General features: G+C 49.3%; 19 protein-coding genes. 15 read left to right on the top strand and 4 right to left on the bottom strand.

Annotated features, from left to right (window positions below):
* The first annotated feature begins 387 nt into the window (after window positions 1-387).
* The 3 genes from OCV96_RS09970 to OCV96_RS09960 are packed head-to-tail and all read left to right on the top strand — an operon-like array spanning window position 388 to window position 4,269.
* Window positions 388-2,208, top strand: a complete 1,821-nt coding sequence (locus OCV96_RS09970; RefSeq protein WP_262594408.1) for a Na/Pi cotransporter family protein — start codon at window positions 388-390, stop codon at window positions 2,206-2,208.
* A 57-nt stretch (window positions 2,209-2,265) separates the two neighbouring features.
* On the top strand, window positions 2,266-2,952 hold the full coding sequence (locus OCV96_RS09965; protein WP_118538324.1) for a response regulator transcription factor: 687 nt from the start codon (window positions 2,266-2,268) through the stop codon (window positions 2,950-2,952).
* A gap of 6 nt (window positions 2,953-2,958) precedes the next feature.
* Complete coding sequence (locus tag OCV96_RS09960) at window positions 2,959-4,269, top strand: sensor histidine kinase (RefSeq protein ID WP_118504102.1); 1,311 nt, start codon at window positions 2,959-2,961, stop codon at window positions 4,267-4,269.
* A 52-nt stretch (window positions 4,270-4,321) separates the two neighbouring features.
* Here OCV96_RS09960 and OCV96_RS09955 read toward each other — a convergent pair whose 3' ends face one another.
* From OCV96_RS09955 to OCV96_RS09940, 4 genes are all read right to left on the bottom strand, one after another.
* Window positions 4,322-5,029, bottom strand: a complete 708-nt coding sequence (locus tag OCV96_RS09955) for a hypothetical protein (protein WP_262594407.1) — start codon at window positions 5,027-5,029, stop codon at window positions 4,322-4,324.
* Window positions 5,030-5,280: 251 nt separating this feature from the next.
* Entirely contained in the window at window positions 5,281-5,562 is a 282-nt protein-coding gene (locus OCV96_RS09950) for a DUF1294 domain-containing protein (protein WP_118504098.1), read from the bottom strand.
* A gap of 22 nt (window positions 5,563-5,584) precedes the next feature.
* On the bottom strand, window positions 5,585-6,811 hold the full coding sequence (locus OCV96_RS09945; RefSeq protein ID WP_022153415.1) for an argininosuccinate synthase: 1,227 nt from the start codon (window positions 6,809-6,811) through the stop codon (window positions 5,585-5,587).
* Between the two features lie 316 nt (window positions 6,812-7,127).
* Window positions 7,128-8,873, bottom strand: coding sequence for an Rqc2 family fibronectin-binding protein (locus OCV96_RS09940; protein ID WP_118504129.1), 1,746 nt, complete (start codon window positions 8,871-8,873; stop codon window positions 7,128-7,130).
* Between the two features lie 524 nt (window positions 8,874-9,397).
* Between OCV96_RS09940 and argC the strand changes: the two genes are divergently transcribed.
* The 12 genes from argC to OCV96_RS09880 all read left to right on the top strand — a co-directional run bounded on the left by argC (window position 9,398) and on the right by OCV96_RS09880 (window position 23,934).
* The gene (gene argC / locus OCV96_RS09935; protein ID WP_022312418.1) at window positions 9,398-10,456 is read left to right on the top strand and encodes an N-acetyl-gamma-glutamyl-phosphate reductase; all 1,059 of its coding nucleotides are present in this window, start codon (window positions 9,398-9,400) and stop codon (window positions 10,454-10,456) included.
* Window positions 10,457-10,495: 39 nt separating this feature from the next.
* On the top strand, window positions 10,496-10,957 hold the full coding sequence (locus OCV96_RS09930; protein WP_262594406.1) for a GNAT family N-acetyltransferase: 462 nt from the start codon (window positions 10,496-10,498) through the stop codon (window positions 10,955-10,957).
* A gap of 111 nt (window positions 10,958-11,068) precedes the next feature.
* Complete coding sequence (gene argJ, locus OCV96_RS09925; protein ID WP_022312416.1) at window positions 11,069-12,292, top strand: bifunctional glutamate N-acetyltransferase/amino-acid acetyltransferase ArgJ; 1,224 nt, start codon at window positions 11,069-11,071, stop codon at window positions 12,290-12,292.
* Between the two features lie 63 nt (window positions 12,293-12,355).
* Window positions 12,356-13,234: an acetylglutamate kinase gene (argB, locus tag OCV96_RS09920; protein WP_118538334.1), complete on the top strand. Its 879-nt coding sequence runs from the start codon at window positions 12,356-12,358 to the stop codon at window positions 13,232-13,234.
* Between the two features lie 150 nt (window positions 13,235-13,384).
* Window positions 13,385-14,578, top strand: a complete 1,194-nt coding sequence (locus tag OCV96_RS09915; RefSeq protein WP_172594713.1) for an aspartate aminotransferase family protein — start codon at window positions 13,385-13,387, stop codon at window positions 14,576-14,578.
* A gap of 17 nt (window positions 14,579-14,595) precedes the next feature.
* Window positions 14,596-16,050 (top strand): sugar ABC transporter substrate-binding protein, encoded by a 1,455-nt coding sequence (locus OCV96_RS09910; RefSeq protein WP_022312413.1) that lies wholly within the window; start codon window positions 14,596-14,598, stop codon window positions 16,048-16,050.
* A 78-nt stretch (window positions 16,051-16,128) separates the two neighbouring features.
* A complete protein-coding gene (locus tag OCV96_RS09905) occupies window positions 16,129-16,560 on the top strand; it encodes a DMT family transporter (protein WP_022312412.1) in 432 nt (143 codons plus the stop codon).
* 220 nt (window positions 16,561-16,780) lie between these two features.
* A complete protein-coding gene (locus OCV96_RS09900) occupies window positions 16,781-17,377 on the top strand; it encodes a helix-hairpin-helix domain-containing protein (RefSeq protein ID WP_181968755.1) in 597 nt (198 codons plus the stop codon).
* Window positions 17,378-17,432: 55 nt separating this feature from the next.
* Window positions 17,433-18,128, top strand: coding sequence for a response regulator transcription factor (locus tag OCV96_RS09895; protein ID WP_022312410.1), 696 nt, complete (start codon window positions 17,433-17,435; stop codon window positions 18,126-18,128).
* A 202-nt stretch (window positions 18,129-18,330) separates the two neighbouring features.
* Window positions 18,331-19,854 carry a sensor histidine kinase gene (locus tag OCV96_RS09890; RefSeq protein ID WP_022312409.1) on the top strand — a complete coding sequence of 508 codons (1,524 nt, stop codon included), beginning with the start codon at window positions 18,331-18,333 and terminating at the stop codon, window positions 19,852-19,854.
* A gap of 31 nt (window positions 19,855-19,885) precedes the next feature.
* Window positions 19,886-20,809 carry a GerMN domain-containing protein gene (locus tag OCV96_RS09885; RefSeq protein ID WP_262594405.1) on the top strand — a complete coding sequence of 308 codons (924 nt, stop codon included), beginning with the start codon at window positions 19,886-19,888 and terminating at the stop codon, window positions 20,807-20,809.
* A gap of 95 nt (window positions 20,810-20,904) precedes the next feature.
* The gene (locus OCV96_RS09880; protein WP_262594404.1) at window positions 20,905-23,934 is read left to right on the top strand and encodes a ComEC/Rec2 family competence protein; all 3,030 of its coding nucleotides are present in this window, start codon (window positions 20,905-20,907) and stop codon (window positions 23,932-23,934) included.
* The last annotated feature ends 535 nt before the right edge of the window (window positions 23,935-24,469 follow it).

Here is a 24,469-nt window from a genome sequence, read left to right as displayed (position 1 = left end):
TAACGATGCAGAGCCCCAATTCGCAAAACTGCTCCTGCGGAGCGTTCCTTTTGCTCATTGAGGCTTGCTCGCCAAAGAACTATTGCCATATGCTCTTACGAATGCTAGCATCTGATAATCCCAGTAACGATGCAGAGCCCCAATTCGCAAAACTGCTCCTGCGGAGCGTTCCTTTTGCTCATTGAGGCTTGCTCGCCAAAGAACTATTGTCATATGCTCTTACGAATGCTAGCATTCGACGAGCATCCGGCAAGGTTCATGGCTCTGCATCGTTACAACTTTACATAAATTTTACATTCACTGGTAACGAATTTTACATAAGCAAGATAAAGTGTAGATAGAAACCAAAAATGTAAAGTATGTTATGCAAAATGAGAGGATTAGAGTATGAGCTTTTTTGATTTACTGAAGATGGTAGGAGGACTTGCATTATTCCTGTATGGAATGAATCTGTTGGGTGACGGACTGTCCCGGGCATCTGGCGGACGATTAGAACGCATTCTGGAGAAACTGACCAACAACCCGTTAAAGGCAGTGCTCATGGGTGCGGTGGTCACCGGTGTGATCCAGTCCTCCTCCGCTACCACTGTTATGGTAGTCGGATTTGTCAATTCCGGTATTATGAGTCTGAAACAGGCAGTAGGTATCATCATGGGTGCCAACATCGGTACCACGGTGACCTCCTGGATCTTAAGTCTGACGGGCATTGAGAGCGATGCTTTCTGGATCCGTATGCTCAAGCCCAGTTCTTTTTCGCCGATTCTGGCAATCGTGGGTGTGGGTATTTTACTGTTTTCCCATAAAGACAAATTAAAAAATGCGGCAACCATCCTGGCGGGCTTTGCAATTCTGATGTTTGGCATGGATTCCATGAGCGCAGCAGTTTCACCGCTGGCAGAGGTACCGGAGTTTACCAATCTGCTGATCGAGTTCCAAAATCCCGTATTCGGTGTGCTGGCAGGACTCATTCTCACAGCGGTGATCCAGTCTTCTTCCGCATCCGTAGGTATTTTGCAGGCACTGTGCATGACTGGAGCGGTAAGCTTTGGCGCAGCAGTTCCCATTATCATGGGACAGAATATCGGTACCTGTGTTACCGCCATGATCTCCGGTATCGGTGCTTCCCGCAATGCAAAACGTGCGGCTCTGATTCATCTGTATTTTAATATTATCGGAACGATCCTGTTCCTTGGAGTGTTCTATACGGTCAATGCCATTCATCCATTTGCTTTTCTGGGAGAAGTGGCAACACCTTTTGGAATCGCAGTAGTTCACAGCTGCTTCAATATCGCGGCTACGCTGGTATTGCTTCCCTTCTCCAATGGTCTGGTGAAGCTGGCCTGCCTGACGCTGCCGACCCATGAGGACGTGAAGGAAATGTCCGAGACAGACAAGACTTTAAGCTTACTGGATGTACGTTTCCTGGAGAAGCCTGCCTATGCCGTAGAGCAGAGCAGACTGGTGGCTTCTGTGATGGCGGATAAGTCCAGGGAAGCCATGGATCTGGCTATGGAGCTGCTGCATAATTTCGATGAGGCGAAAGCAGAGCAGGTGGCACAGATGGAGACGGATGTGGACCGCTTCGAGGATGAACTGGGAACCTATCTGGTGAAATTGAGTTCCAAACAGCTTTCCAATAAGGATAGTGAGACTTTAAATACGATTCTGCACTGCATCGGCGATTTTGAGAGAATTTCCGATCATGCCCGCAACATCAAGGAAGCGGCACAGGAGATGCATGACAAGCAGCTGGTATTCTCCGAGAAGGCGCAGGAGGAACTGAAGGTATTCGAGAGAGCGGTACACGATGTGCTGGATCTTACCATGACCAGTTTTAAGAACGGAGATCTGAATCTGGCAAGACAGGTGGAGCCGTTGGAGGAAGTCATCGATGGACTGAGCCTGGATGTGAAGCAGCGCCATGTACGCAGACTCCGTAAGGGAAAATGTACCATTGAACTGGGCTTCATCTTATCCGATGTCATTACGAACTTTGAGCGTGTCAGCGACCACTGCTCCAATATTGCAGTCTGTCTGGTACAGGTGAATGAGGATGAATTCGATACCCACGCTTACCTGGATGAACTGCGCCAGGAAGATAACAAGGACTTCCAGAGCAAAGTGCTGGCATGCCGTGAGAAATACCAGTTACCGCCCACAAAGCAGGAACGTCTTGCGGAAAAGAATGCAAAACTGCTTGCGGAGTGAGGATTTACCGAGGTATAGTTAAGAAGAGAAAGCACAGTCAGAGAGGAGTGCTGTGAGATGGCTTTGATCTATGTAGTAGAGGATGACAAAAATATTCAGGAGATCGAGACCTTTGCCCTGGCCAATGTGGGCTATGATGTAAAAGGTTTTGATTCCGCCATGGATTTCTATGAGGCGCTGAATGATACCACACCGGATCTGATTTTATTAGACATCATGCTGCCGGACGAGGATGGTCTGAGCATTGTGAAAAAGCTGCGTACCAGACAGGACACGGTGCTGGTGCCGGTGATCATGGTCACGGCGAAGACCACGGAGATCGACAAGGTCAAGGGACTGGATCTGGGGGCAGATGATTATATTACGAAGCCCTTCGGTGTCATGGAACTGATTTCCCGGGTAAAGGCAATGCTCAGGAGAAGTCAGAAGAGTCAGGAAAAAGATAAGGTGCTGAAGCTGGGGAACATTGTGCTGGACCGAGAGAAACATTCTGTCACGGTAGGCAAGGAGCCTGTGGAGTTGACCTACAAAGAATATGAGCTGTTAAAGCTTCTGATGACCAATGCGGGCATTGTGACCACCAGAGAACTGATCCTGGACCGCGTCTGGGGAATCGATTTTGAGGGAGAATCCCGGACGTTGGACATGCATATCAAGACGCTGCGGCAGAAACTGAAGGAAGAGGGCAGTCTGATCAAGACCGTGCGTAATGTGGGATACATTATGAACGGCGAGAAAGCGTAACAGAAGATGAAGAAAAAGATTAACAAAATGATGATCCTCATTGCCACGGTAACGATTTTGCTTACCATGGTACTGATCACAGTCGTGTATTATGATCTGTTCCGCAGACAGGTGCTGGAGGATCTGAAAAGCTATGGTTCCCTGTTAAAAAGCTGTTCTTCGGTAGAAGAGATCAAGGAAAACGGAGTGCCGGTGGAATCGGATCTGCGATTGACGCTGATCGGCAGTGACGGACAGGTATTGTATGATAATGAGGCAGATTCTGTGGCCATGGGGAATCACGCTTCCCGTCCGGAGATTCAGGAAGCCATGCGGGACGGCGAAGGTGAAGCAGTCCGGAATTCCGAGACCTTGTCCCAGTCCACCTTTTATTATGCCATCCGTCTGGAAGATGGCAGCATCCTGCGACTGTCCAAGGATGCCAGAAGCATTTACAGCATTTTCAGTCAGGCGCTGCCCATGATGGTGGGGATCTTTGTGGTGCTGCTGGTGCTGTGCATGGTGGCGGCCAGAGTGCTGACCACGAAGCTGGTGGCTCCCATTGAGAAGCTGGCACAGAATATCGGGGAATGTACAGAGATGCAGACCTATGAGGAACTGACACCGTTCATGACCATGATCCGCAAACAGCATGAGGACATTATGAAAAATGCCAGAATGCGTCAGGAATTCAGTGCAAATGTGTCCCATGAACTGAAGACCCCGTTGACATCCATTTCCGGCTATGCGGAGCTGATCGAGACCGGCATGGCTTCGGAGCAGGATACGGTGCGTTTTGCTCACGGGATTCATAACAGCGCAAATCGTCTACTTACATTGATCAATGATATTATTCGTTTGTCGGAGCTGGACGGAACGGAAGAGGAAGCGGATACGGAGCTTTTGAATCTTCATGAAATGGCGCAGAATTGTGTGGAAATGCTGAAAATGAGTGCAGAGAAACACAAGGTGACCATAGCGCTGAACGGCACGGAATGCTATGTGACGGCCAATCGCCAGATGATGGAAGAACTTTTATATAATCTGTGTGATAACGCAATCCGGTATAACAATCCGGGAGGAAGTGTGGATGTGCAGACCTATGCCAGAGAGGGGCATACCTATCTGGTGGTAAAAGACACCGGCATCGGCATCTCCAAGGAGCATCAGGAGAGGATCTTCGAGCGCTTCTACCGTGTGGACAAGAGCCGCTCCAAATCCACCGGCGGCACGGGACTGGGCCTTGCTATCGTAAAACATATCATCGCCAAGAGCCACGCTGAACTGGAACTGGAAAGTGAACCCGGAAAAGGAACGACGATACGGGTGATTTTCTGAGAACTTCGAGTTCAAATTTTCTAAGACTTCATTCGAGAGAGTGGAGTCTTTTTTACGCATGATATTCCGCCAGCAGCTGTTTCGCATAAGCAACACAGTCTCTGTGCAGAGCAAATTTTTTGCCATCGCACATGATGACTTTGCGGAAGCCCAGCTTCTCCATGTATCTGCCGTTAAGGATCGTCTTGACGGTGGGAGCGAAGAAGGTAGGGTGATTCTCTATCTGAGAGAACAAATTGATAGCGGTGGTGGCTACTTTTACGGTGCGGCCGTCCTTCAGGGTGACGATGACATTCCGGCCTTCTTCTTCGGCGTAGAGGATGTCCGGTTCGGTGACATAGACGGTATCTTCATCCTCTCGAAGCTCTATGAGAGGAACTGCCTTAGACATAATATCCAGAGCATGGTCAATACTCTGTCCCAGTTCCGCTACTTTGATGGGCTTGTCCAGAAAAATAACATTTTCCGGATAGGACTGTGCTCTGTAATTGATCTTGGAACAGCACAGCACGATGGGTGCGTTGACCCCCTGGGCAATCAGCGCATTTGCCACTTCTGTACCGGTGATGCCTTCCGTCAGACACATATCAATATAGAAGGCATCGTATTGCATGGGATTGGACAGCAGTGAGGTAGAATTACCGAAAGAATCGGTATAAATGATACCCGTAGACGCTGCTCTTTTGTCGGATTCCCGCTTTAACAGACGCTCCAGCTGCTTTCTGTCGGCTACATTATCATCACACACTGCTATATGCATATCGATACCTCCCGGACTTTATCTCATATAAAGATGCCAGGGTCAAAAGGTCTAAGCCCACATGAGCTTGCTCATAGGTGGGTGAAAGACCTTAGGACCCGCCCCGATATGAGCATAAAAGTGGGATGATAATCCCACGATATGCGAATATTGGGTAGGATTGTGGGAGTGCGTAGCACGGAACAATCCGTAGGCATCAAAGTCGGGGGCTTTTGACCCCGACATCATATAAAAGAAGTATAGCATATTTCCTATTTGAATAAAAGGGCAAAAAGCAGTACCTGTACCACCAGGATCGCCGGCATTCCGTACTTGAAATACCAGTGCTTCGTCTTATGACGGAAGTGCTGCATTCCCAGAATACATCCCAGACTGCCACCCAAAAGCGCCGTGAAAAAAAGAGAAGCCTCCGAGATGCGCCAGGCACCCCGGATGGCTCTTTTTTTATCGACACCCATGATCACATATCCTACAACATTGATGATCACCAGATACAGGATCACCACAGTAATTATAGTCTGTGCAGTTATCATAGACACCTCATTGTTTTAATTCTTAGTTACCAAGTTTCTTCTCGTTCTCCTGTAACTTCATGGCACGAACCTTCAGAGACAGACCGAACAGATTGATGAAGCCTTCTGCATCGTGATGATCGTACAGATCACCGGTGGTGAAGGAAGCCAGGTTCTCATTGTACAGAGAGTAAGGAGAAGTGGTTCCGGCCTTGATGATGTTGCCCTTGTAGAGCTTGAACTTTACTTCACCGGTCACATATTCCTGGGTTTTCTCGATGAATGCCTGCTCTGCCTCACGAAGAGGAGTGAACCATTTGCCTTCGTATACCAGACTGGCGAATTTTGCACCCATTTCCTTCTCGAATGCATAGGTATCGCGATCCAGGATCAGCTCTTCCAGCTGCTGGTGAGCCTCCATCAGGATGGTACCGCCGGGAGTCTCATAGACACCACGGGACTTCATGCCAACGACACGGTTCTCTACGATATCTACGATACCGATACCGTGCTTGCCGCCCAGCTTGTTCAGGGTACGGATGATATCGGAGACCTTCATCTTCTCACCGTTAACGGAAGTGGGAACACCCTTTTCAAAGGTCATGGTCACATATTCACCCTCATCGGGAGCCTTCTCGGGAGTCACACCAAGTACCAGCAGATGCTCGTAGTTAGGCTCGTTGCCGGGATCTTCCAGTTCCAGACCTTCGTGGCTGATGTGCCAGATGTTACGGTCACGGCTGTAGGAAGAATCGGTGGAGAAAGGAAGATGAATGCCATGAGCCTTGCAGTATTCGATCTCGGATTCACGGGAGTCCATGTTCCATTTGTCGCTTCTCCAGGGAGCAATGATCTTGATATCGGGAGCCAGAGCCTTGATGCCCAGCTCGAAACGGATCTGGTCGTTACCTTTACCGGTTGCACCGTGGCAGATGGCTACAGCGCCTTCTTTTCTGGCAATCTCTACCAGTTTCTTGGCGATCAGGGGTCTTGCCATGGAAGTACCTAACAGATACTTGTTCTCGTATACGGCATGAGCCTGTACACAGGGAACAATATAATCATCACAGAATTCATCGATAACGTCTTCAATATACAGCTTGGAAGCGCCGCAAGCCTTTGCTCTCTCTTCCAGACCGTCCAGCTCCTCTGCCTGTCCGCAGTTTACGCAGACGCAGATAACTTCATAGTCAAAATTCTCCTTCAGCCAGGGAATGATAGCGGTAGTATCCAGACCGCCGGAATAAGCCAAAACTACTTTTTCCTTCATGATAAAATCCTCCGTTTTATAGTGTGTATGATGCCAGGGGCAAAAGCCCTGAAAATGCGATGTGCAAAGCACGAAGCAATCTGTAAGTATCAGATGCCAGGATCGTGTGTTACGCTCTGACAATTACTATACAACATTATAATCGCAAAAGCAAGCAGAAAAGTTGCATAAATAAATCAAAAATATGAATAAAACAAATTAAAATATGCACATAAATGCATAGAATGAAAAATATACAGTATATTTATGCATAAAATATGCTATCTGATGCATAGTACGGTAACGACCATATAAGATGCGCCGGAATCGTCAAAAGTCAGTCGCTGATCTTTTCAATTCCGGAGATATCACTGTCGATCATCAGAGAGTAGTTCGTATAATAGACCACGAAGCCAGGCTTGGCACCGGCCGGCTTTTTGACCTGTTTTTTCTGGACATAGTCGATCTCCACCTTTTCCTGCTCCCTGCCCTTAGAATAGTAGGCAGCAAGCCGGCCGGCCTCTTCAAAAGTCCGGTCCGGCAGTTCCTTCCCTTCGGTCTTTACCACTACATGGGAGCCGGGAATACCTTTGGCATGGAACCACCAGTCATTTCCGTTGGCGAATTTGAAGGTCAGTTCATCGTTCTGGAAATTATTTTTTCCCACATAAATATGAAATCCGTCGCTGCTCAGATAATGGAAGGGCTTGCTGGTGATCTTTGCTTTTTTCGTGCCGCCCTTTCTGCGGATGTAGCCGCTCTGGGTCAGTTCCTCCTTGATCTCCACCAGATCTTCCTCTTTCAGGGCGATATCCAGGGCCGTGCTGATGGTCTCCAAGTGGTCGATCTCTTCTTTTACCTGAGTAGTCAGTTCGGACAATGCTTCATAAGTACGCTTTAGCTTTCCGTATTTGTCAAAATATTTCTTCGCATTTTCCGTAGCGGAAAGAGTAGGATCCAGGGGGATCGTCACCGGTTCGTTGGTATAGTAATTTACCGCCGTGAGAGATTTGTCACCGGGCTTTGCACTGTAACCGTAAGTATTCAACAGTTCTCCGTAGATCCGGTATTTTTCCCGCTTCTCCGTATCCTTCATCTGGGCCAGCTGCAGATCGTATTTTTTAATATCCCGTTCCAGAGCGGTCTGCACGATACGGCGCAGGTCAGAAGATTTCTGACGGATCCTGGTCAGGGTATTTTTCTCCGCATAAAAATGCTCCAACAGGGCGGACATGGAGGTGTAGGATTCCAGATGATCCGCTCCGGTGCTGTACATGGTCAGGGGAACCGCCGCGTATTCCACGGGGCGGGTGCCGGTGTAAGCGATGCAGGGGGAGAAAGTTTCTTCCTTGATAGAAGTGACCATTTTGGAGAAAACTTCATACAGGGCATGATGATTCTCTGCCGTCAATGCCGCGGTAGGGCGTTCCCCGTCGATGCCTGCCTCGTGGCACAGTTCCTGTGCCAGTACCGGGGAGATACCGGTGAAGCTTCCGTAGATTGCCTTGAAGACCGATTGAGGCTTGGCGGCAAGGGTTTCCCGGAAAGTAGTCTCGTCGCAGGTCAGGGCATCCAGTTTATCCTGGGTGTGGGCGATGAAGTAGGGCTTGCCGGGCAGGACTTCCCGGACACTGCTGACTGCGGCGGATACCCGCTTGATACTGTCGATGATGGTATTGTCATCGTTGCAGAAGATCAGGTTGCTGTGTTTGCCCATCAGCTCCATGACCAGCGTCTTGTGGCGCAGATCCCCCATTTCATCCAGATGCTCAATATCGATATGCACGATACGCTCCAGCCCCGGCTGGGAAATGTTCACGATACGGCCGTTCTGTAAGTGCTTGCGCAGCAGCATACAGAAGTTGGGGGCCGTCATGGGACTGGGTTTGTTGCTCTCCGTCAGATAGATCAGGGGCAGGGAAGCGCTGGCGGACAGAAGCAGTCTCTTTTGTCCGGTGGGCTGCTTGATGGTCAACAGCAGTTCGTCGTTTTCCGGCTGGGCGATCTTATATAATCGTCCGCCGATGAGTTCTTTTTTTAATTCTGATATTACACAGGCAATGGTAACGCCGTCAAAAGCCATAATTTCCTCATTTCTGCTCTTTGAATCCGGGAAAAACAGAACATAAAGAGCCACAAAATAGATATGCTGCAAACGAAAGCACAGCATAGTTATTGTAACAGATTTTTATAGGAAAGAAAAGTATGCGGAAAACAGAATGAATATTATTCCACCATAATGCATAAAACCATAAAAATAGTATGAATATATGCATAAATATACACAACAATCCGAGAAATGTGCATAAAAATGAAAAAAGTAGTAGACATTTAGACAAAAAGTGGTATCATGGTGTCAGGGTCAAAAGGTCGAAAAGCCGTTCATGCTTGCATGATAAGGCTTTTGAACTTGTGACCCGCTAAACATGAGGAAGTAGCGATTTGCGTAGCAAATCAGCGGATTCCGAATGTTTACAGAATTGCGTGAGCAGCTTGCTGCGAAGCAATTCGTTGACACAAGTATGGCGGCGACAGAAGCAATTCGTTGACACAAGTATCGCGGTGACAGAAATAAAAAACGATGACATAAACAAGAGAGGTAGAAAAATGATCAGAGTAGGAATCATCGGAGCAACCGGTTATGCCGGAGGAGAACTGGTAAGGATCCTGTTAAACCACAAGGATGCCAAAATCGTATGGTACGGTTCCCGAAGCTATATAGATAAGAAGTATTATCAGGTATACCAGAACATGTTCCAGCTGGTGGAGGATATCTGCAAGGATGACAATCTGGAAGAACTGGCGAAGCAGGTAGATGTGATCTTTACCGCAACCCCTCAGGGATTTCTGGCGGGCCTTTTGACAGAGGAGATTCTCTCTCAGGTGAAGATCGTGGATCTGTCTGCTGATTACCGGATCAAGGATGTGGCCACCTATGAAAAATGGTACGGCATCGAGCACAAATCTCCTCAGTTCATTGAGGAAGCAGTATACGGACTCTGCGAGATCAATCGTGACAAGATCACGGAGAAGACCAGATTGGTAGCCAACCCCGGCTGCTACACTACCTGTTCGATCCTGACGGCCTATCCCATGGTCAAGGAAGGCATGATTGATGTGAACACCCTGATCGTGGATGCCAAGTCCGGTACCTCCGGTGCAGGAAGAGGCGCCAAGGTGCCCAACCTGTTCTGCGAAGTGAACGAGAACATGAAAGCCTACGGAGTGGCAAGCCACAGACATACCCCCGAGATCGAGGAGCAGTTAGGCTATGCGGGCAACTGCCAGGTGACCATTAATTTTACCCCGCACCTCGTACCCATGAACAGAGGAATTCTGGCAACCGAGTATGCAACACTGAAGAGAAAACCGGACGGTACACTTCCTACCTATGAGGAAGTAAAAGCTGTCTATGATAAATATTATGCAAACGAGAAATTCGTCCGTGTGCTGGATAAGGGCAGCTGCCCCGAGACCAAGTGGGTGGAAGGCAGCAACTACGTGGACATCAATTTTGTCATTGATGAGCGTACCGGCCGTATCATTATGATGGGTGCACTGGATAACCTCGTAAAGGGTGCCGCAGGACAGGCGGTACAGAACATGAACCTGCTGTTCGGGCTTCCTGAGAGCGAAGGCCTGGAGCTGGTTCCCTGCTTCCCTTAAAGCAGCTACGGAAAGGATTAGAAAGGATAAAATACATACATGAACAAACAGTTTACGATCAAACCCATGACCATAGAAGATTATGACGGTCTGCATGCCCTCTGGATGACCATTCACGGTTTCGGTATCCGGAGCATCGATGATTCCAGAGAAGGTGTGGAACGTTTTATCAACCGGAATCCCGGCACCAGTGTGGTAGCCATCGGGGAGGATGGAGTCGTAGTGGGCGGCATCCTCTGCGGCCATGACGGACGACGAGGCTGTCTGTACCATGTATGTGTCAGAGAAGATTACCGAAGACTTGGCATTGGCAAAGCCATGGTCGTCCACTGCATGAATGCTCTGAAAGCGGAACATATCAACAAGGTCAGCCTGATCGCTTTTACCCAGAATGACATCGGAAACGCTTTCTGGAAATGCATTGGATGGACAAAGCGGGAAGACTTGAACTACTACGACTTTACTTTGAATGAAGAGAACATTACGGCGTTTAATAAATAGATGCCAGGATTGTGGAAGTGCGTAGCACGAAGCAATCCGTAGGCATCAAAGTCGGGGGCTTTTGACCCAGACATCATAAATAAAACGGAAGCGAAAGGAGATTATTCCAACATGAAACAGATCCAGGGCGGTGTGACCGCAGCAAAAGGCTTTGAGGCAGCAGGTGTGGAGGCTGCCATTAAATATCAGAATCGTAAGGATATGGCACTGATCGTAAGTAAGGCACCTTGTACCGTAGCTGGTACATTTACCTCCAATGTGGTAAAGGCGGCTCCTGTACTGTGGGATAAGCAGATCGTGGAACATTCTGCATTTGCACAGGCAGTGGTAGTCAATTCGGGAATCGCCAATGCCTGCACCGGCAAACAGGGGCTGGACTGCTGTGAAGCAGAAGCAAAATGTGCCGGAGAACTGTTGGGCGTGCCCACCGATGCCGTACTGGTTGCATCCACCGGTGTCATCGGTATGCAGATTCCCGTAGACAAGATCACCGCTGGCATCGAGAAACTGGTGGCAGCCAAGGCAGATACTCTGGAGGCTGGCTCCGATGCAGCCCATGCCATTATGACCACCGATACCATTTCCAAAGAGATCGCCATCGAGACACAGATCGGTGGCAAGACTGTGACTCTGGGCGGTATGTGCAAGGGTTCCGGTATGATCCATCCGAATATGTGCACGATGTTAGGTTTTGTAACCACAGATGTGAAAATTTCCAAGGAGATGCTGCAGAAGTGCGTCAGCGCAGATGTAGTGGATTCCTTCAACATGATCTCCGTGGATGGAGATACTTCCACCAATGATACACTGCTGGTGCTGGCCAACGGCATGGCTGGCAACGAGGAGATTACCGCAGAGGGCGAGGATTACGACAACTTCTGCAAGGCACTGCATGAGATCACCACATTCCTGGCAAAGAAAATGGCAGGAGATGGCGAAGGCGCCACAGCACTGTTCGAGACCAAAGTAATAAATGCAGTCAGCAAGGAAGATGCCAGAACTCTGGCAAAATCCGTGATCTGTTCTTCTCTGACCAAGGCAGCTATCTTCGGACATGATGCCAACTGGGGACGTATCCTCTGTGCACTGGGTTATTCCGGAGCCAAATTCGACCCGGAAAATGTGGATCTGTATTTTGAGAGCAAGAGCGGCAAGATTCATATCTTCGGTAATGGTGTGGCATGTGATTACAGCGAGGAAGAGGCCACGAAGATCCTCTCCGATCCGGAAGTTACCGCACTGGTGGATATGCATATGGGTGAGGCAGAAGCTACCGCATGGGGCTGTGATTTAAGCTATGATTATGTGAAGATCAATGCGGACTATCGTTCCTAAAAAAGAACGACCGGAAAGATAAATGACAGGCGGATCACGGTATCTGCGGAAATGAGGATAAAAATGGAAAAAGATATGGAACAGGTAATGAAAAAAGCAGAGGTGCTGATCGAGGCGCTTCCTTACATACAGAAATTCAACCGTAAGATCATCGTGGTAAAATACGGCGGCAGCGCCATGAGCAATGAGGAACTGCAGAAAAACGTCATCAAGGACGTAACGCTGTTGAAACTGGTAGGTTTCAAGCCCATCATCGTTCACGGCGGCGGTAAGGAGATCAGCCGCTGGGTCGGCAAGGTCGGAAAAGAGGCAAAGTTCGTCAACGGTCTGCGTGTCACCGATGAGGAGACCATGGAGATCGCGGAAATGGTACTGAACAAGGTAAATAAGAGCCTTGTGACCATGGTGGAAGAGCTGGGCGTGAAAGCAGTAGGTGTCAGCGGTAAAGACGGCGGCCTGCTTCAGGTAGAGAAAAAATATTCCGACGGTCAGGACATCGGGTATGTGGGTGAGATCACCGGCGTGAATCCGGATATTCTCTTTGACATGCTGGAGAAGGATTACCTGCCCATCATCGCTCCCATTGGACTGGACAAGGATTATCACACCTACAATATCAATGCGGATGATGCGGCCTGCGCTATCGCAAAAGCAGTACATGCGGAGAAACTGGCATTTCTGACGGATATCGAGGGATTGTACAAGGACATCAATGACAAGTCCACATTTATTTCCAGATTGACAGCTTCCGAGGCAGAGGGACTGATCCACGACGGTTACATCGGCGGTGGTATGCTGCCGAAGCTGAACAACTGTACTTCTGCGATCCGCAACGGTGTAAACCGTGTGCATATTCTGGATGGACGTCTGGCACACTGCCTGTTGTTGGAGATCTTCACCAATCAGGGTATCGGAACTGCGATCGTATCCGATGAGGAGTGAAAAAAGTGTGCAGAATAAGCCTGGCAGCTTATTCCGCACCCGGCTATTTGTGCCGCAGGCGTCACAAAGTAGCCATTATCGCAAAACCAAATTAGAAATTTGGTTTGCGTTTCCTTGACGAAAAGAACGTCTGCGGAATGGAGAGGAAAAATGAGCGACACCATGAAAGAATATATTGCAGAGGCGGAAAAAGACCTGCTGCATACCTATAACCGGTATCAGATCGTTCTGGATAAGGGCGAAGGCGTACATCTGTATGACACCGATGGGAAAAAATATCTGGATTTCGTAGCGGGAATCGCTGTATTTGCCCTGGGCTATCAGAACAAGGCATACAACGATGCGCTGAAAGCACAGATCGACAAGGTGATCCACACCTCCAATTATTATTACAACGTGCCTGCCATCGAGGCGGCTCGTAAGATCAAAAAAGTATCCGGCATGGATCGTGTCTTTTTCACCAATTCCGGTGCGGAAGCAGTGGAAGGTGCCATTAAGGCTGCCAGAAAATATGCGTATCTGAAGGATGGCTGTACCGACCATGAGATCATTGCCATGAATCACTCCTTCCACGGCAGAACCATGGGAGCTTTGTCAGTAACGGGCAACCCCAAGTATCGTGAGGCGTTCCAGCCCATGATCGGACATATCAAATTTGCAGAACTGAATGATTTCCAGAGTGTGCTGGATCAGGTGACAGACAAGACCTGTGCCATCATTATGGAGACTGTACAGGGCGAGGGCGGACTGCGTCCCGCTAATGAAGAATTCTTAAAACAGGTTCGTGATCTGTGCGATGAGCGGGATATCCTGCTGATTCTGGATGAGATCCAGTGCGGCATGGGACGTACCGGTTACATGTATGCATGGCAGCGTTTCGGCGTGAAGCCGGACATCATGACTTCTGCCAAGGCACTGGGCTGCGGTGTACCGGTAGGTGCATTTATGATGACGGAGAAAGTAGCACAGCATTCTCTGACAGCGGGAGATCACGGAACCACCTACGGCGGTAACCCCTTAGCCTGCGCAGCAGTGGAAAAAGTGCTTGATTTATTCGAAGAGGACCATATAATAGAACATGTGAGAGAGGTGGCTCCCTATCTGGAACAGCGTCTGAACGAACTGGCAGACAAGTATGACTGTATCAAAGAACGCCGTGGTGTGGGACTGATGCAGGGACTGGTATTTGACCATCCGGTAGGAGACATTATTAACAGAGCATTGGAGAAGGGATTAATTCTGATCAATGCCGGTGCGGACATTATCCGCTTCGTACCGCCTCTCGTGATTACCCGGGAAAATGTGGACGAAATGATTGCTATTTTGGACACCTGTATCGAATAAGAGGTTTAGGTGAATTTATGTTTTTGAAAAAAAGAATTATCGCTACAGCAGCTGTGATAGCCATGGCTGCTGCAGCTGTTTACGGAAGTACGCAGGAGATGAGTCAGACACAGGAGAGCGGAAGCGGACTGCAGCTGTTTCGAGGAAAGGAGACAATCTATTGCTGGTATTCCGATGAGGCATTGTCCGGTTATATCAATGCGGCAGCAGTATCCTTCGGAGAACAGAACAATGGAGTCCGTGTGATTCCCGTACTTACTTCTGACAGTGAATATCTGGAAGCTATCAATCAGGAGACCCTGCATTCCGATCAGATACCGGATATCTACCTGTTGAGCAGTGACTCTCTGGAAAAGGCTTATCTGGCAGGACTGGCATCGAAAGTGCCTGACACTGTGGGAATCTGCAATACAGACCATTTTTCCCAGGCGGCTCTGTCTGCGGTAACCTATGATCAGAAGCTGATCGGTTACCCGGTTTATTTTGATACCAGTGCGTTGGTATATAATGAAGATTATCTTCGAACCTGGGCAACCCAGCAGGCGGAGAAAGAACTGGCGGGAAGCAGTGAGAATGATGAACCCATAGGGGAAGGAGAAGAGATCATCGAGGAAGATTCTCTTCCGGAAGACCAGACCACGGAACAGGTGACAGCGGATGAGGCAGCGGTAAATGCGCTGGCAGAGCAGTATTTCGCGGAAGCACTTCCCTCCACAGTGGATGATCTGCTGAATATTGCAGATACCTTTGATGCACCGGAAGGTGTGGAAGGTGTCATGAAATGGGACGTGAACAATATTTTCTACAACTACTGGATCGTAGGCAACTACATGATCGTAGGCGGTGATCCCGGGGATGACAGAAATGATATTGATATCAATAATCCGGAGACCATTCAGTGTCTGGAAGTGTACAAGGCACTGAACCAGTTCTTCTTTATTGAATCCGATACGGTGACTTATGATTCTGTGATCCAGGACTTTATCGATGGCAAGACCATGTTCACCATCGGAACCACGGATGTGGTCAAACGGCTGGAAGAGGCAAAAGCGGACGGCAGCCTTGCATTTAATTACGGAATTGCCCGTATGCCGGATGTCAGCGCCGAACTGCAGAGCAGATCTTTGTCTGTTACGGGAGCGGCAGTCATCAACGGCTATTCGGAACACAAGGAACTGGCGGACTGCTTCGCAGCGTATCTGGCAGAAGGATATGCGGACGGCCTGTATGAACGCTCCGGCAAAATGCCGGCAAGTCTTCAGGCGGCAGAGAATGCAGACAACGGTGCACTTATGATCTTTGCCGATGAGTATGCGGACAGTGTGTCATTGCCGAAGATGCTAGAGACGGGAAATTTCTGGATGCAGCTGGAAGTACTGTTTTCCAAGGTATGGAACGGTGACGACGTGACTACTCTGGTACAGCAGCTGGACGAGACCATAGCCGGACAGGTAGGTGGTACAGAGAACTAAAACCGTTACAATAAAATATGAATGAACGAACCGGTCACAGGATAGACTACTACTAAAAAGAAAAGGTGGTAGAATTCTATGATCGGTTTTTTGATTGCTTTAGTTTCCGGTGCGCTGATGAGCATCCAGGGAGTGTTCAACACCCAGGTGACGAAATCCACCGGCATCTGGACCGCCAGTGCATTTGTGCAGTTTACAGCATTGCTGGTATGTCTGGGGGCATGGCTGTGTACGGAGCGGACTTCATTCTTGAAGATAGCGCAGGTGGAGCCCAGATATATGCTTTTGGGAGGGGCCATCGGAGCCTTTATCACCTACACTGTGATCCGCAGTATGGATGCCCTGGGACCGGCCAAAGCGGTAATGCTTATTGTGGTCGCTCAGCTTGCTGTAGCATATATTATCGAACTGTTCGGATGGTTCGGTGTGGAGAAGCAGCCCTGGGAGTGGCGGAAAGCCATCGGCATGGCCGTGGCGATTGTGGGTATTGTGATTTTCAAGTGGAAATGATCCAGAGCTATCCGCGTAGCGGCAATTTTGCGAAGGGGTTCTGAATCGTTACCACAAATGCGAAAACGGCTTGTAAATTCCGTGCGATTCCAGTAAAATGAAAGTTAACAGCATAGAGAGGCAATCCCCTGAAATTTTGTGAAGGAATCAGGAAAATGGAAAGGGGACTATGATGTTTTCGATAAGGTTTTTTAAAACAAAATATGCAGGTTTGATCGGAATGTTTTTCAGTCTGGTGATGTTCATGACCGGCTGTCAGAGGAAGGATGAGGCCATTGTGCTGATTCCATCCGGAGAAGATGTGGCGGAATTTCCCTCACTGGAAGCGGTGGAACAGGCAGCGGAGCCTGCAGGCAGCAGCGTGACAGTGCAGGAACCGGCAAAGGCTGAACCGCAGATGATATATGTCTATGTCTGTGGCGCAGTGCGGGATCCCGGAGTCGTGGAAGTGCCGGAGGGCAGCAGAGCGGAGGAAGCCCTGCGACTGGTCGGAGGTATGACAGCGGAGGCGGATCCTTTTTATGTGAATCTGGCGGAAACAGTGACGGATGGTCAGAAGCTGTATTTTCCAACGTTGGAGGAAGCGGAGACTCTGGAAGCCGAGGTAAAAGCGACGGCGGAGGGACTTGTGAATATCAACACGGCATCTGCGGAGGAATTGTGTGCGCTGCCGGGGATCGGAGCTTCCCGGGCGGCAGATATTGTGCGCTATCGGGAGCAAAACGGAGCCTTTCAGACGAAGGAAGACATTATGAAGGTATCCGGGATCAAACAGAACGCGTATGACAAATTGTGTGATAAGATCACGGTACAATGAGGGCTTATGCCGGGACCGTGAAGAGAAAAGTAAGGGATAGAGAGGTTAAGGAAAGATGGCAGGCAAGAAAGTGCTGGTAGTGGATGATGAGAAGCTGATCGTGAAGGGAATCCGTTTCAGTCTGGAACAGGACAACATGGAAGTGGATTGTGCTTATGACGGTGAGGAAGCATTGCAGATGGCGCATAACAAGGAATATGACATCATATTACTGGACGTCATGCTGCCGAAGCTGACCGGCTTTGAGGTCTGCCAGCAGATCCGCGAATTTTCCAATGTACCGGTGATCATGTTGACCGCCAAGGGTGATGACATGGATAAGATCCTGGGACTGGAATACGGCGCGGACGATTACATAACCAAGCCTTTTAACATTCTGGAAGTGAAAGCCCGGATCAAAGCTATCTTCCGCAGAATGGAGCCGAAAAAAGGAACCACAGAGAACACCGGTATTCTGGAAAGCGGCGATATGAAGCTGGATCGTGACGGCAAAAGAGCCTACATCCAGGGCAGGGAGATCGGACTGACGGCCAAGGAGTTCGAAGTGCTGGAACTTCTGATGCTGAATCCCGACAAGGTATACAGCAGGGAGAATTTGTTGAAGCTGGTATGGGGTACGGATTATCCCGGTGATGTGCGTACAGTGGATGTACATATCCGGAGACTGCGTGAGAAGATCGAGTCCAATCCCAGCGAGCCCAGATACGTGCATACCAAATGGGGTGTCGGGTACTACTTTAATAATAAGTGAGACTATGAGAACCGGCAAAGATAAGAGGAAATGATTCGCCATGCTTGCATGTAAGAATCAATTTCTCTTATCTTTGAAGGTGGCTCGAATAGAGCCACCGCCACGCAAATGAACAAAAGTAGCTGCGAAGCAGCGGAGAGCACGATTTATCGTGCGGTTTTGTGAATGGCGTGGAGAGGTTCGGAACTGAGGTTTTTATACTGTGAAAAAATGGAATAAAGAACGTTTTGCAACTATATGGGAAAAGCTGGAGAGCATGATCGCGCTTCGAAGTCTGCGGGCGAGGATCTTCCTGCTGACGCTGGTGATCGGCCTGGTGCCTTGTATTGCCATGCGCCACGGCATCGTGAGCAATTACGAGGATCTGGCGGTGGAACAGCGGACCACAGTGGTACAGAACCAGTTGATGATCCTGGCCAATCATCTGATCAGCAACAATTATTTAAGCAGCCATGGTGTCAGAGAGGACACCGGCAATTCCAGAGAAGTCATCAATGCGGAACTGGAGATGCTGTCCAATCTGTATGAAGGCCGCGTTATGATCATCAACAAGAATTTCAAGGTGGAAAAAGATACCTACGGCATCAGTGAAGGAAAGACCATCATTTCCGAGGAGGTCATCAAATGTTTTCAGGGGGAAAACATTTCCCATTATGACCCGGAGCACGGTTACATAGAAATGACCACTCCCATCATGGATACCACGGCAAACACTACGGACGAAAACGGAAAAAGGAATCCGGATGCCATCCGGGGCGTTATGCTGACCAGCATTTCCAATGACAGTATCGTAAATGCCAAGGAAGTGCTGAATCGTAAGGCGTACATTCTGGAAGTGATCATGATGGTGGCAATCCTGGCACTGGCTATCATACTGTCCAGAGCTTTGACGAGACCTTTCAACAGAGTCACACAGGCCATCAATGCGGTAAAGGAAGGCTTCAGTGATGAGACGATCTCTGTGCCAGATTATGTGGAAACCGTACATATCGTAGATGCGTTTAACCAGCTGTTGAAGCGGATGAAGGCATTGGACGATTCCCGACAGGAATTTGTGGCAAATGTGTCCCACGAGTTGAAAACACCCATGACATCCATCAAGGTATTGTCGGATTCCCTGCTAGCACAGGAAAATGTACCGGCGGAGCTGTATCGAGAATTCATGGAAGACATTGCTTCCGAGATTGACAGAGAGAACCAGATCATTACGGATCTGCTGGCACTGGTAAAAATGGATAAAAAGGTACAGGATCTGAATATTGTATCGTTGAACATCAATGATCTGACGGAACTGATCTTAAAGAGACTGCGGCCCATCGCCCGGAAGAAGGATGTGGAAGTGGTATTTGAAAGCGTCCGTCCTGTGGTGGCAGAGGTGGATGAAGTCAAGATGACCCTGATCATGACGAATCTGGTGGAGAATGCCATCAAATACAATAAGGATCATGGCTGGGTGAAGGTGATACTGGATGCGGATCATCAGTATTTTACCTTTGAAGTCAGTGATTCCGGAATCGGTATACCGGAGGAGGCTCTGGCACATATCTGCGAGAGATTCTATCGTGTGGACAAGTCTCATTCCAGAGAGATCGGCGGAACGGGACTGGGACTGGCGATCACCAAGAGCGCCGTCCTGATGCACAAGGGATCCCTTACGGTGACGAGTACCGAGGGGCAGGGCTCCTGTTTCCTGGTGAAGATCCCGCTGACATATATCGCCTCTTAGACGGAGCTGTTGTAAGAAAGATTGTGTAGTTATGAAGAGAGTTAAAAAATATGTTTTGACCGGTATGCTTCTGATGTTGCTGGCAGTCCTGACCGGCTGTGGCACGAGAGAGCCGGAGACCGGCAAAAAGATATCGGTGTATTATGTAAATACCGCAGAGACGAAGGTTGAGGTTCATGACCAGTATCTAAACACCAAGACACCGCAGGAACAGTTGGAAGAGACCATGACATTTCTCTCCACCACCCCGGAAAAGCTGGAATATAAGGCGCCTTTTGACATGGGATTTCAGGTTCTGGATTATGAAGTGGAAGACGGAAAACTTGTGATCAATGTGGATAAGGCATATTCCGAACTTTCGGTCACCACAGAAGTACTGGTGCGGGCGGCCGTTGTAAGGACACTGACGCAGCTGTCCAATGTGAAATATGTGACGATTACCGTGGAAGGCAGTCAGTTATATGACAATGCAGGGGAATTGGTAGGCTGGATGAATGCCGAGCAGTTCATCAATAATGACGGTAACGAGATCAACACCTATGAACTGGTGAAGGTAAAGCTGTATTTTGCCAATGCAGACGGTGATAAGCTGATCGCGGCCTACAGAGAAAAGCATTATTCCACCAATACTCCGTTGGAGCGATTCGTGGTGGAGGAACTGATCGCGGGACCCAGCGGACAGATTGAGGGTCTGTACCCGGTGATCAATCCGGAGACCAAGATCATCAATATCCTGACCAAAGATGGCATCTGCTATGTGAATCTGGATTCCAGCTTCCTGACCGTGGTGAACAATGTTTCCACGGAGGTAGCAGTTTACTCCATCGTGAATTCCCTGGTGGAACTGGATAATATCAATAAAGTACAGATCCTGGTCAACGGCGAAGTGCCATCTACCTTCAGCAATTCCACTTTTGAACGGAATCTGGATTATGTAACGACTTTGGAACAGTAAATTTTGAATTTATGCGGGACAGGACTGTTTTTGCGTTGGACTGTCGGAACAGTCCTGACTGTGGGCAGGCGGGATTGCCTGCGGAAGGGAGCTTAATGAGACGACCGCTTTTTATGGCGTGTCTGTGTCTCGTGATAGTGCTCGCCATAGGAAGAATACTGACGGGGGCAGACACCGGGGATGCCGGCGTACTGCCGCCTGACGGAAGTCCGGTGAGGATCACGGGACGGATAGACACAAGAACTTCTGAAACGATTATTCTGAAATCAATTTCTATTATTCAAAACGATCTAAAATATTCCTATTCTGGAAAATTACAATGTGAGTTGACAAACACACAGGAGGTACAGAGCCTGAGACTGGGCCAGCATATTGTTCTGGAAGGCGTTTTTTCGCACTTCGATGCTGCGACCAATCACGGGGAATTTGACGTGCGGGCCTATTCTGCGGGAAAGGGCATCGGTGGCAGAGTGCGGAAAGCACAGGTTCTGGCAGCGGAGGAGGACTATAGCTTTTTGAGAGAAAAGTTGTTTGCCTTTCGAAGGAGATTACACGACAGACTGGCAAAGGTATTCCCGGAGAAAGAGGCTTCCGTTATGCAGACATTACTGCTGGGGGAGAAGGAAGAACTGGATGCGGAGGTAAAGGCGCTGTACCAGAGGAATGGGATCGCCCATATCTTAAGCATTTCAGGGCTGCATATTACTTTGCTGGGGATGGGATGCTACCGGCTGCTTAAGAGACTGGGGGCTCCGGTCAGAGTGGCAGCAGCGGGAGGTGCCATGACACTGCTTCTGTACGGTATGATGGTGGGCATGAGTGTATCCGCCAGCCGTGCCATAGGAATGTATCTGCTGCAGATGTTGGGGATATTCGTGGGAAGGACTTACGATATACTGACAGGTGTGGGGCTGTTGGCGGCATTGCTGGTGTTGCAGCAACCGGAGCGGCTTGGGGATGTGAGCTTTTTGATGTCTTTTGGGGCGGTGCTGGGGATCTGCTTGTTGACACCGGTGTTTGCCGGGGATGGTAGGGAAGATAATGTCGGTGTGGAAACGGCCAGTGGTGTGGTGGCAGGGCTTGAAGAGAAAAAGAGGGCCGACGGGAAGCGCGGACTTGGTGAGGCATTAGGCTTTGCAGAGAAAAAGAGGACTGATGGGAAGAGCGGATTTGGTGAGAGGTCTGACTTTGACACGGAACAGAGGAGACTGGGAAACGGGGGGAACGGTTTTAGAGTACCGGCATGGCTTCTGACCGTGACAGATATTCTGGGTGATTCCGCTTACGAGAGGAACAAGTACCGGGAAGGCTGGCGGAAGGTGGTGTATGAAAGGCTTTGGCGCATGGTGTCAGCACTTAAAAGCGGTTTTGCCGCCAGTGCCGGAGTTATTCTTTTTACGCTGCCCATACAGCTCTGGTTTTTTTATGAGATCCCTGTCTACTCGGTATTATTGAACCTGCTGGTGTTGCCCTTTATGAGTGTGGTGATGGCAGGGGGAATCCTGTCACTGATCCCGGGACTGGGAATTGCAGGGACGGTGGATTGTCTGATCCTGTGGTGGTATGAATGGATCTGCGAACGGTTCGGAGAACTGCCGGGAGCGGTATGGTGCGTGGGCCGCCCGGCAAAGTGGCAGATGGTCGTTTATTATAGTGGGCTATTTGTATTGATCATTGGCAGGAATTATGCGGAAAAATGGAAGCGACAAAGACTTTATGCAGCTTATGTGGCGGAAAATAATCATGGAGACGGACACCACGCTGAAAGAGAAAGGCAGCGTAGGGAAACACGCGGAGTGGATGATAGCGTTAGGGGTAGAAAAAGAGAGAGCAACAGAAAAAAGATGCAGCATTCTGACAGGTACTCTGAAATATGTCCCACCAGATGGCGGCATGTTTTAGCAAATTTTTGGTATACATGGCAGGGAGTGATGACATATAGGAACGGAGTTATGTGCCGAATTGTAGCCGCAATGATTTTAGTATTAATAGTTGGTTTACTGACCGGCAATTTTGATCGGGGAAGCCGTGTGACTTTTCTGGACGTGGGACAGGGAGACGGTATCGTGGTGGAGACCGGGCAGGGGGCATATCTTTTTGACTGCGGCAGTACCAGTCGGAGGAAAATCGGTGAATATGTGTTGAAGCCTTATCTCAAAAGTCGGGGAATCCAGTCTCTACGCGGTGTGTTTGTATCGCACCCAGATGAAGACCATATGAATGGCATATTGGAACTGCTGGAGAACGGTGGAGAATGGGGAATTACCGTGGAGCAGATGTTTCTGCCTGCGATTACGGAAGCGGAGCGCAGGGAGGCTTTTGAAAAATTGCTTGTTGCCGCGGAATATGCCGGAGTACCGGTAAGTTACATAAAATGTGGCGATGAGATCAGGGATAGTCGACTCCGGCTGCGGTGTCTGCACCCGGAGGAGAATACGACCCTTGCGGATGCCAATGCCTATTCGGAATGCTTCTACGTGGAGGTATTTGCGAAAGCAGTGAAGTGGGGCGCGGCAGAGGGGATAGAAGCAAGTGGAGAGGGCGGAAGAGCTGCTAGCGAAGTTTACGGTGAGAACGGCAGCTTTGCTGTCGGAGTTACTGGTGAGAGAACCGGTCATGGTGATATCGGTGAAAGGAAAAACTTCGGCGTGGGTGCCGGGAAGCTAAGCATTCTCCTGACAGGGGATGTGGAAGGCGAAGGGGAGCAGCAGCTGACACAGGAATTGCAGACGTTGAAGACGTTACAGGAAGCGAAGACGTTACGGGTAGCGCAGGAATCACAGGCTTTGCAGAATGCGCGGAAATTGCAGGAATCGCAGGAACCGCGAGAACAGCAGGAGTTGTGGGAATCACGGAGACAAGGGGGCTTCAAGGTAGACATCCTGAAGGTAGCGCATCACGGCTCAGGCTATTCCACCAGTTCTGAGTTCCTTGCCGCCGCCGGCCCCGCTGCCGCCATTATCTCCTGTGGTCGTAACAATTCCTATGGCCATCCCCATGCTGCGACGCTACAGCGCCTGGAAGATGCTAAGGTCCCCTGGTACCTCACCACTGACTATGGAGCCCTGACAGTAACCGTCGACAGTCACGGAAACCGGCTGCAAGGGTATCTGAGAAGAAAATAAGCCGTTGGGGTTCTAGGTAGTTGGGGCGTGAGAGGAAGAAAAGTAAGAATAAGCCCCGGGGAAGTCAAGAAGCTGGGCGTAGGAAAAAGAAAAGTAGAAATAAGCCCCGGAGAAGTCAAGAAGCCGGGGCGTGAGAGGAAGAAAAGTAAGAACAAGCCCCGGAGAAGTCAAGAAGCCGGGGCGTAGGAAAAAGAAAAGTAGAAATAAGCCCCGGGGAAGTCAAGAAGCCGGGGCGTAGGAGGAAGAAAAGTAAGAATAAGCCCCGGAGAAGTCAAGAAGCTGGGGCGTAGGAGAAAGAAAAATAAGAATAAGCCCCGGAGAAGTCAAGAAGCTGGGGCGTAGGAAAAAGAAAAGTAGAAATAAGCCCCGGAGAAGTCAAGAAGCCGGGGCGTAGGAGAAAGAAAAGTAAGAATAAGCCCCGGAGAAGTCAAGAAGCCGGGGCGTGAGAGAAGGAAAAGTAGAAATAAGCCCCGGGGAAGTCAAGAAGCCGGGGCGTAGGAGAAAGAAAAATAAGAATAAGCCCCGGAGAAGTCAA

It is taken from the genome of Waltera acetigignens (assembly GCF_025567015.1).
GTDB lineage: Bacteria > Bacillota > Clostridia > Lachnospirales > Lachnospiraceae > Acetatifactor > Acetatifactor acetigignens.
This window is presented reverse-complemented; position numbering and strand designations above follow the sequence as displayed.

Excerpts from the sequence above, each read along its gene's own strand:
- OCV96_RS09970 (WP_262594408.1), top strand. The coding sequence starts at position 388 with ATGAGCTTTTTTGATTTACTGAAGATGGTAGGAGGACTTGCATTATTC.
- OCV96_RS09965 (WP_118538324.1), top strand. The coding sequence starts at position 2,266 with ATGGCTTTGATCTATGTAGTAGAGGATGACAAAAATATTCAGGAGATC.
- OCV96_RS09960 (WP_118504102.1), top strand. The coding sequence starts at position 2,959 with ATGAAGAAAAAGATTAACAAAATGATGATCCTCATTGCCACGGTAACG.
- OCV96_RS09955 (WP_262594407.1), bottom strand. The coding sequence starts at position 5,029 with ATGCATATAGCAGTGTGTGATGATAATGTAGCCGACAGAAAGCAGCTG.
- OCV96_RS09950 (WP_118504098.1), bottom strand. The coding sequence starts at position 5,562 with ATGATAACTGCACAGACTATAATTACTGTGGTGATCCTGTATCTGGTG.
- OCV96_RS09945 (WP_022153415.1), bottom strand. The coding sequence starts at position 6,811 with ATGAAGGAAAAAGTAGTTTTGGCTTATTCCGGCGGTCTGGATACTACC.
- OCV96_RS09940 (WP_118504129.1), bottom strand. The coding sequence starts at position 8,873 with ATGGCTTTTGACGGCGTTACCATTGCCTGTGTAATATCAGAATTAAAA.
- argC (WP_022312418.1), top strand. The coding sequence starts at position 9,398 with ATGATCAGAGTAGGAATCATCGGAGCAACCGGTTATGCCGGAGGAGAA.
- OCV96_RS09930 (WP_262594406.1), top strand. The coding sequence starts at position 10,496 with ATGAACAAACAGTTTACGATCAAACCCATGACCATAGAAGATTATGAC.
- argJ (WP_022312416.1), top strand. The coding sequence starts at position 11,069 with ATGAAACAGATCCAGGGCGGTGTGACCGCAGCAAAAGGCTTTGAGGCA.
- argB (WP_118538334.1), top strand. The coding sequence starts at position 12,356 with ATGGAAAAAGATATGGAACAGGTAATGAAAAAAGCAGAGGTGCTGATC.
- OCV96_RS09915 (WP_172594713.1), top strand. The coding sequence starts at position 13,385 with ATGAGCGACACCATGAAAGAATATATTGCAGAGGCGGAAAAAGACCTG.
- OCV96_RS09910 (WP_022312413.1), top strand. The coding sequence starts at position 14,596 with ATGTTTTTGAAAAAAAGAATTATCGCTACAGCAGCTGTGATAGCCATG.
- OCV96_RS09905 (WP_022312412.1), top strand. The coding sequence starts at position 16,129 with ATGATCGGTTTTTTGATTGCTTTAGTTTCCGGTGCGCTGATGAGCATC.
- OCV96_RS09900 (WP_181968755.1), top strand. The coding sequence starts at position 16,781 with ATGTTTTTCAGTCTGGTGATGTTCATGACCGGCTGTCAGAGGAAGGAT.
- OCV96_RS09895 (WP_022312410.1), top strand. The coding sequence starts at position 17,433 with ATGGCAGGCAAGAAAGTGCTGGTAGTGGATGATGAGAAGCTGATCGTG.
- OCV96_RS09885 (WP_262594405.1), top strand. The coding sequence starts at position 19,886 with ATGAAGAGAGTTAAAAAATATGTTTTGACCGGTATGCTTCTGATGTTG.
- OCV96_RS09880 (WP_262594404.1), top strand. The coding sequence starts at position 20,905 with ATGAGACGACCGCTTTTTATGGCGTGTCTGTGTCTCGTGATAGTGCTC.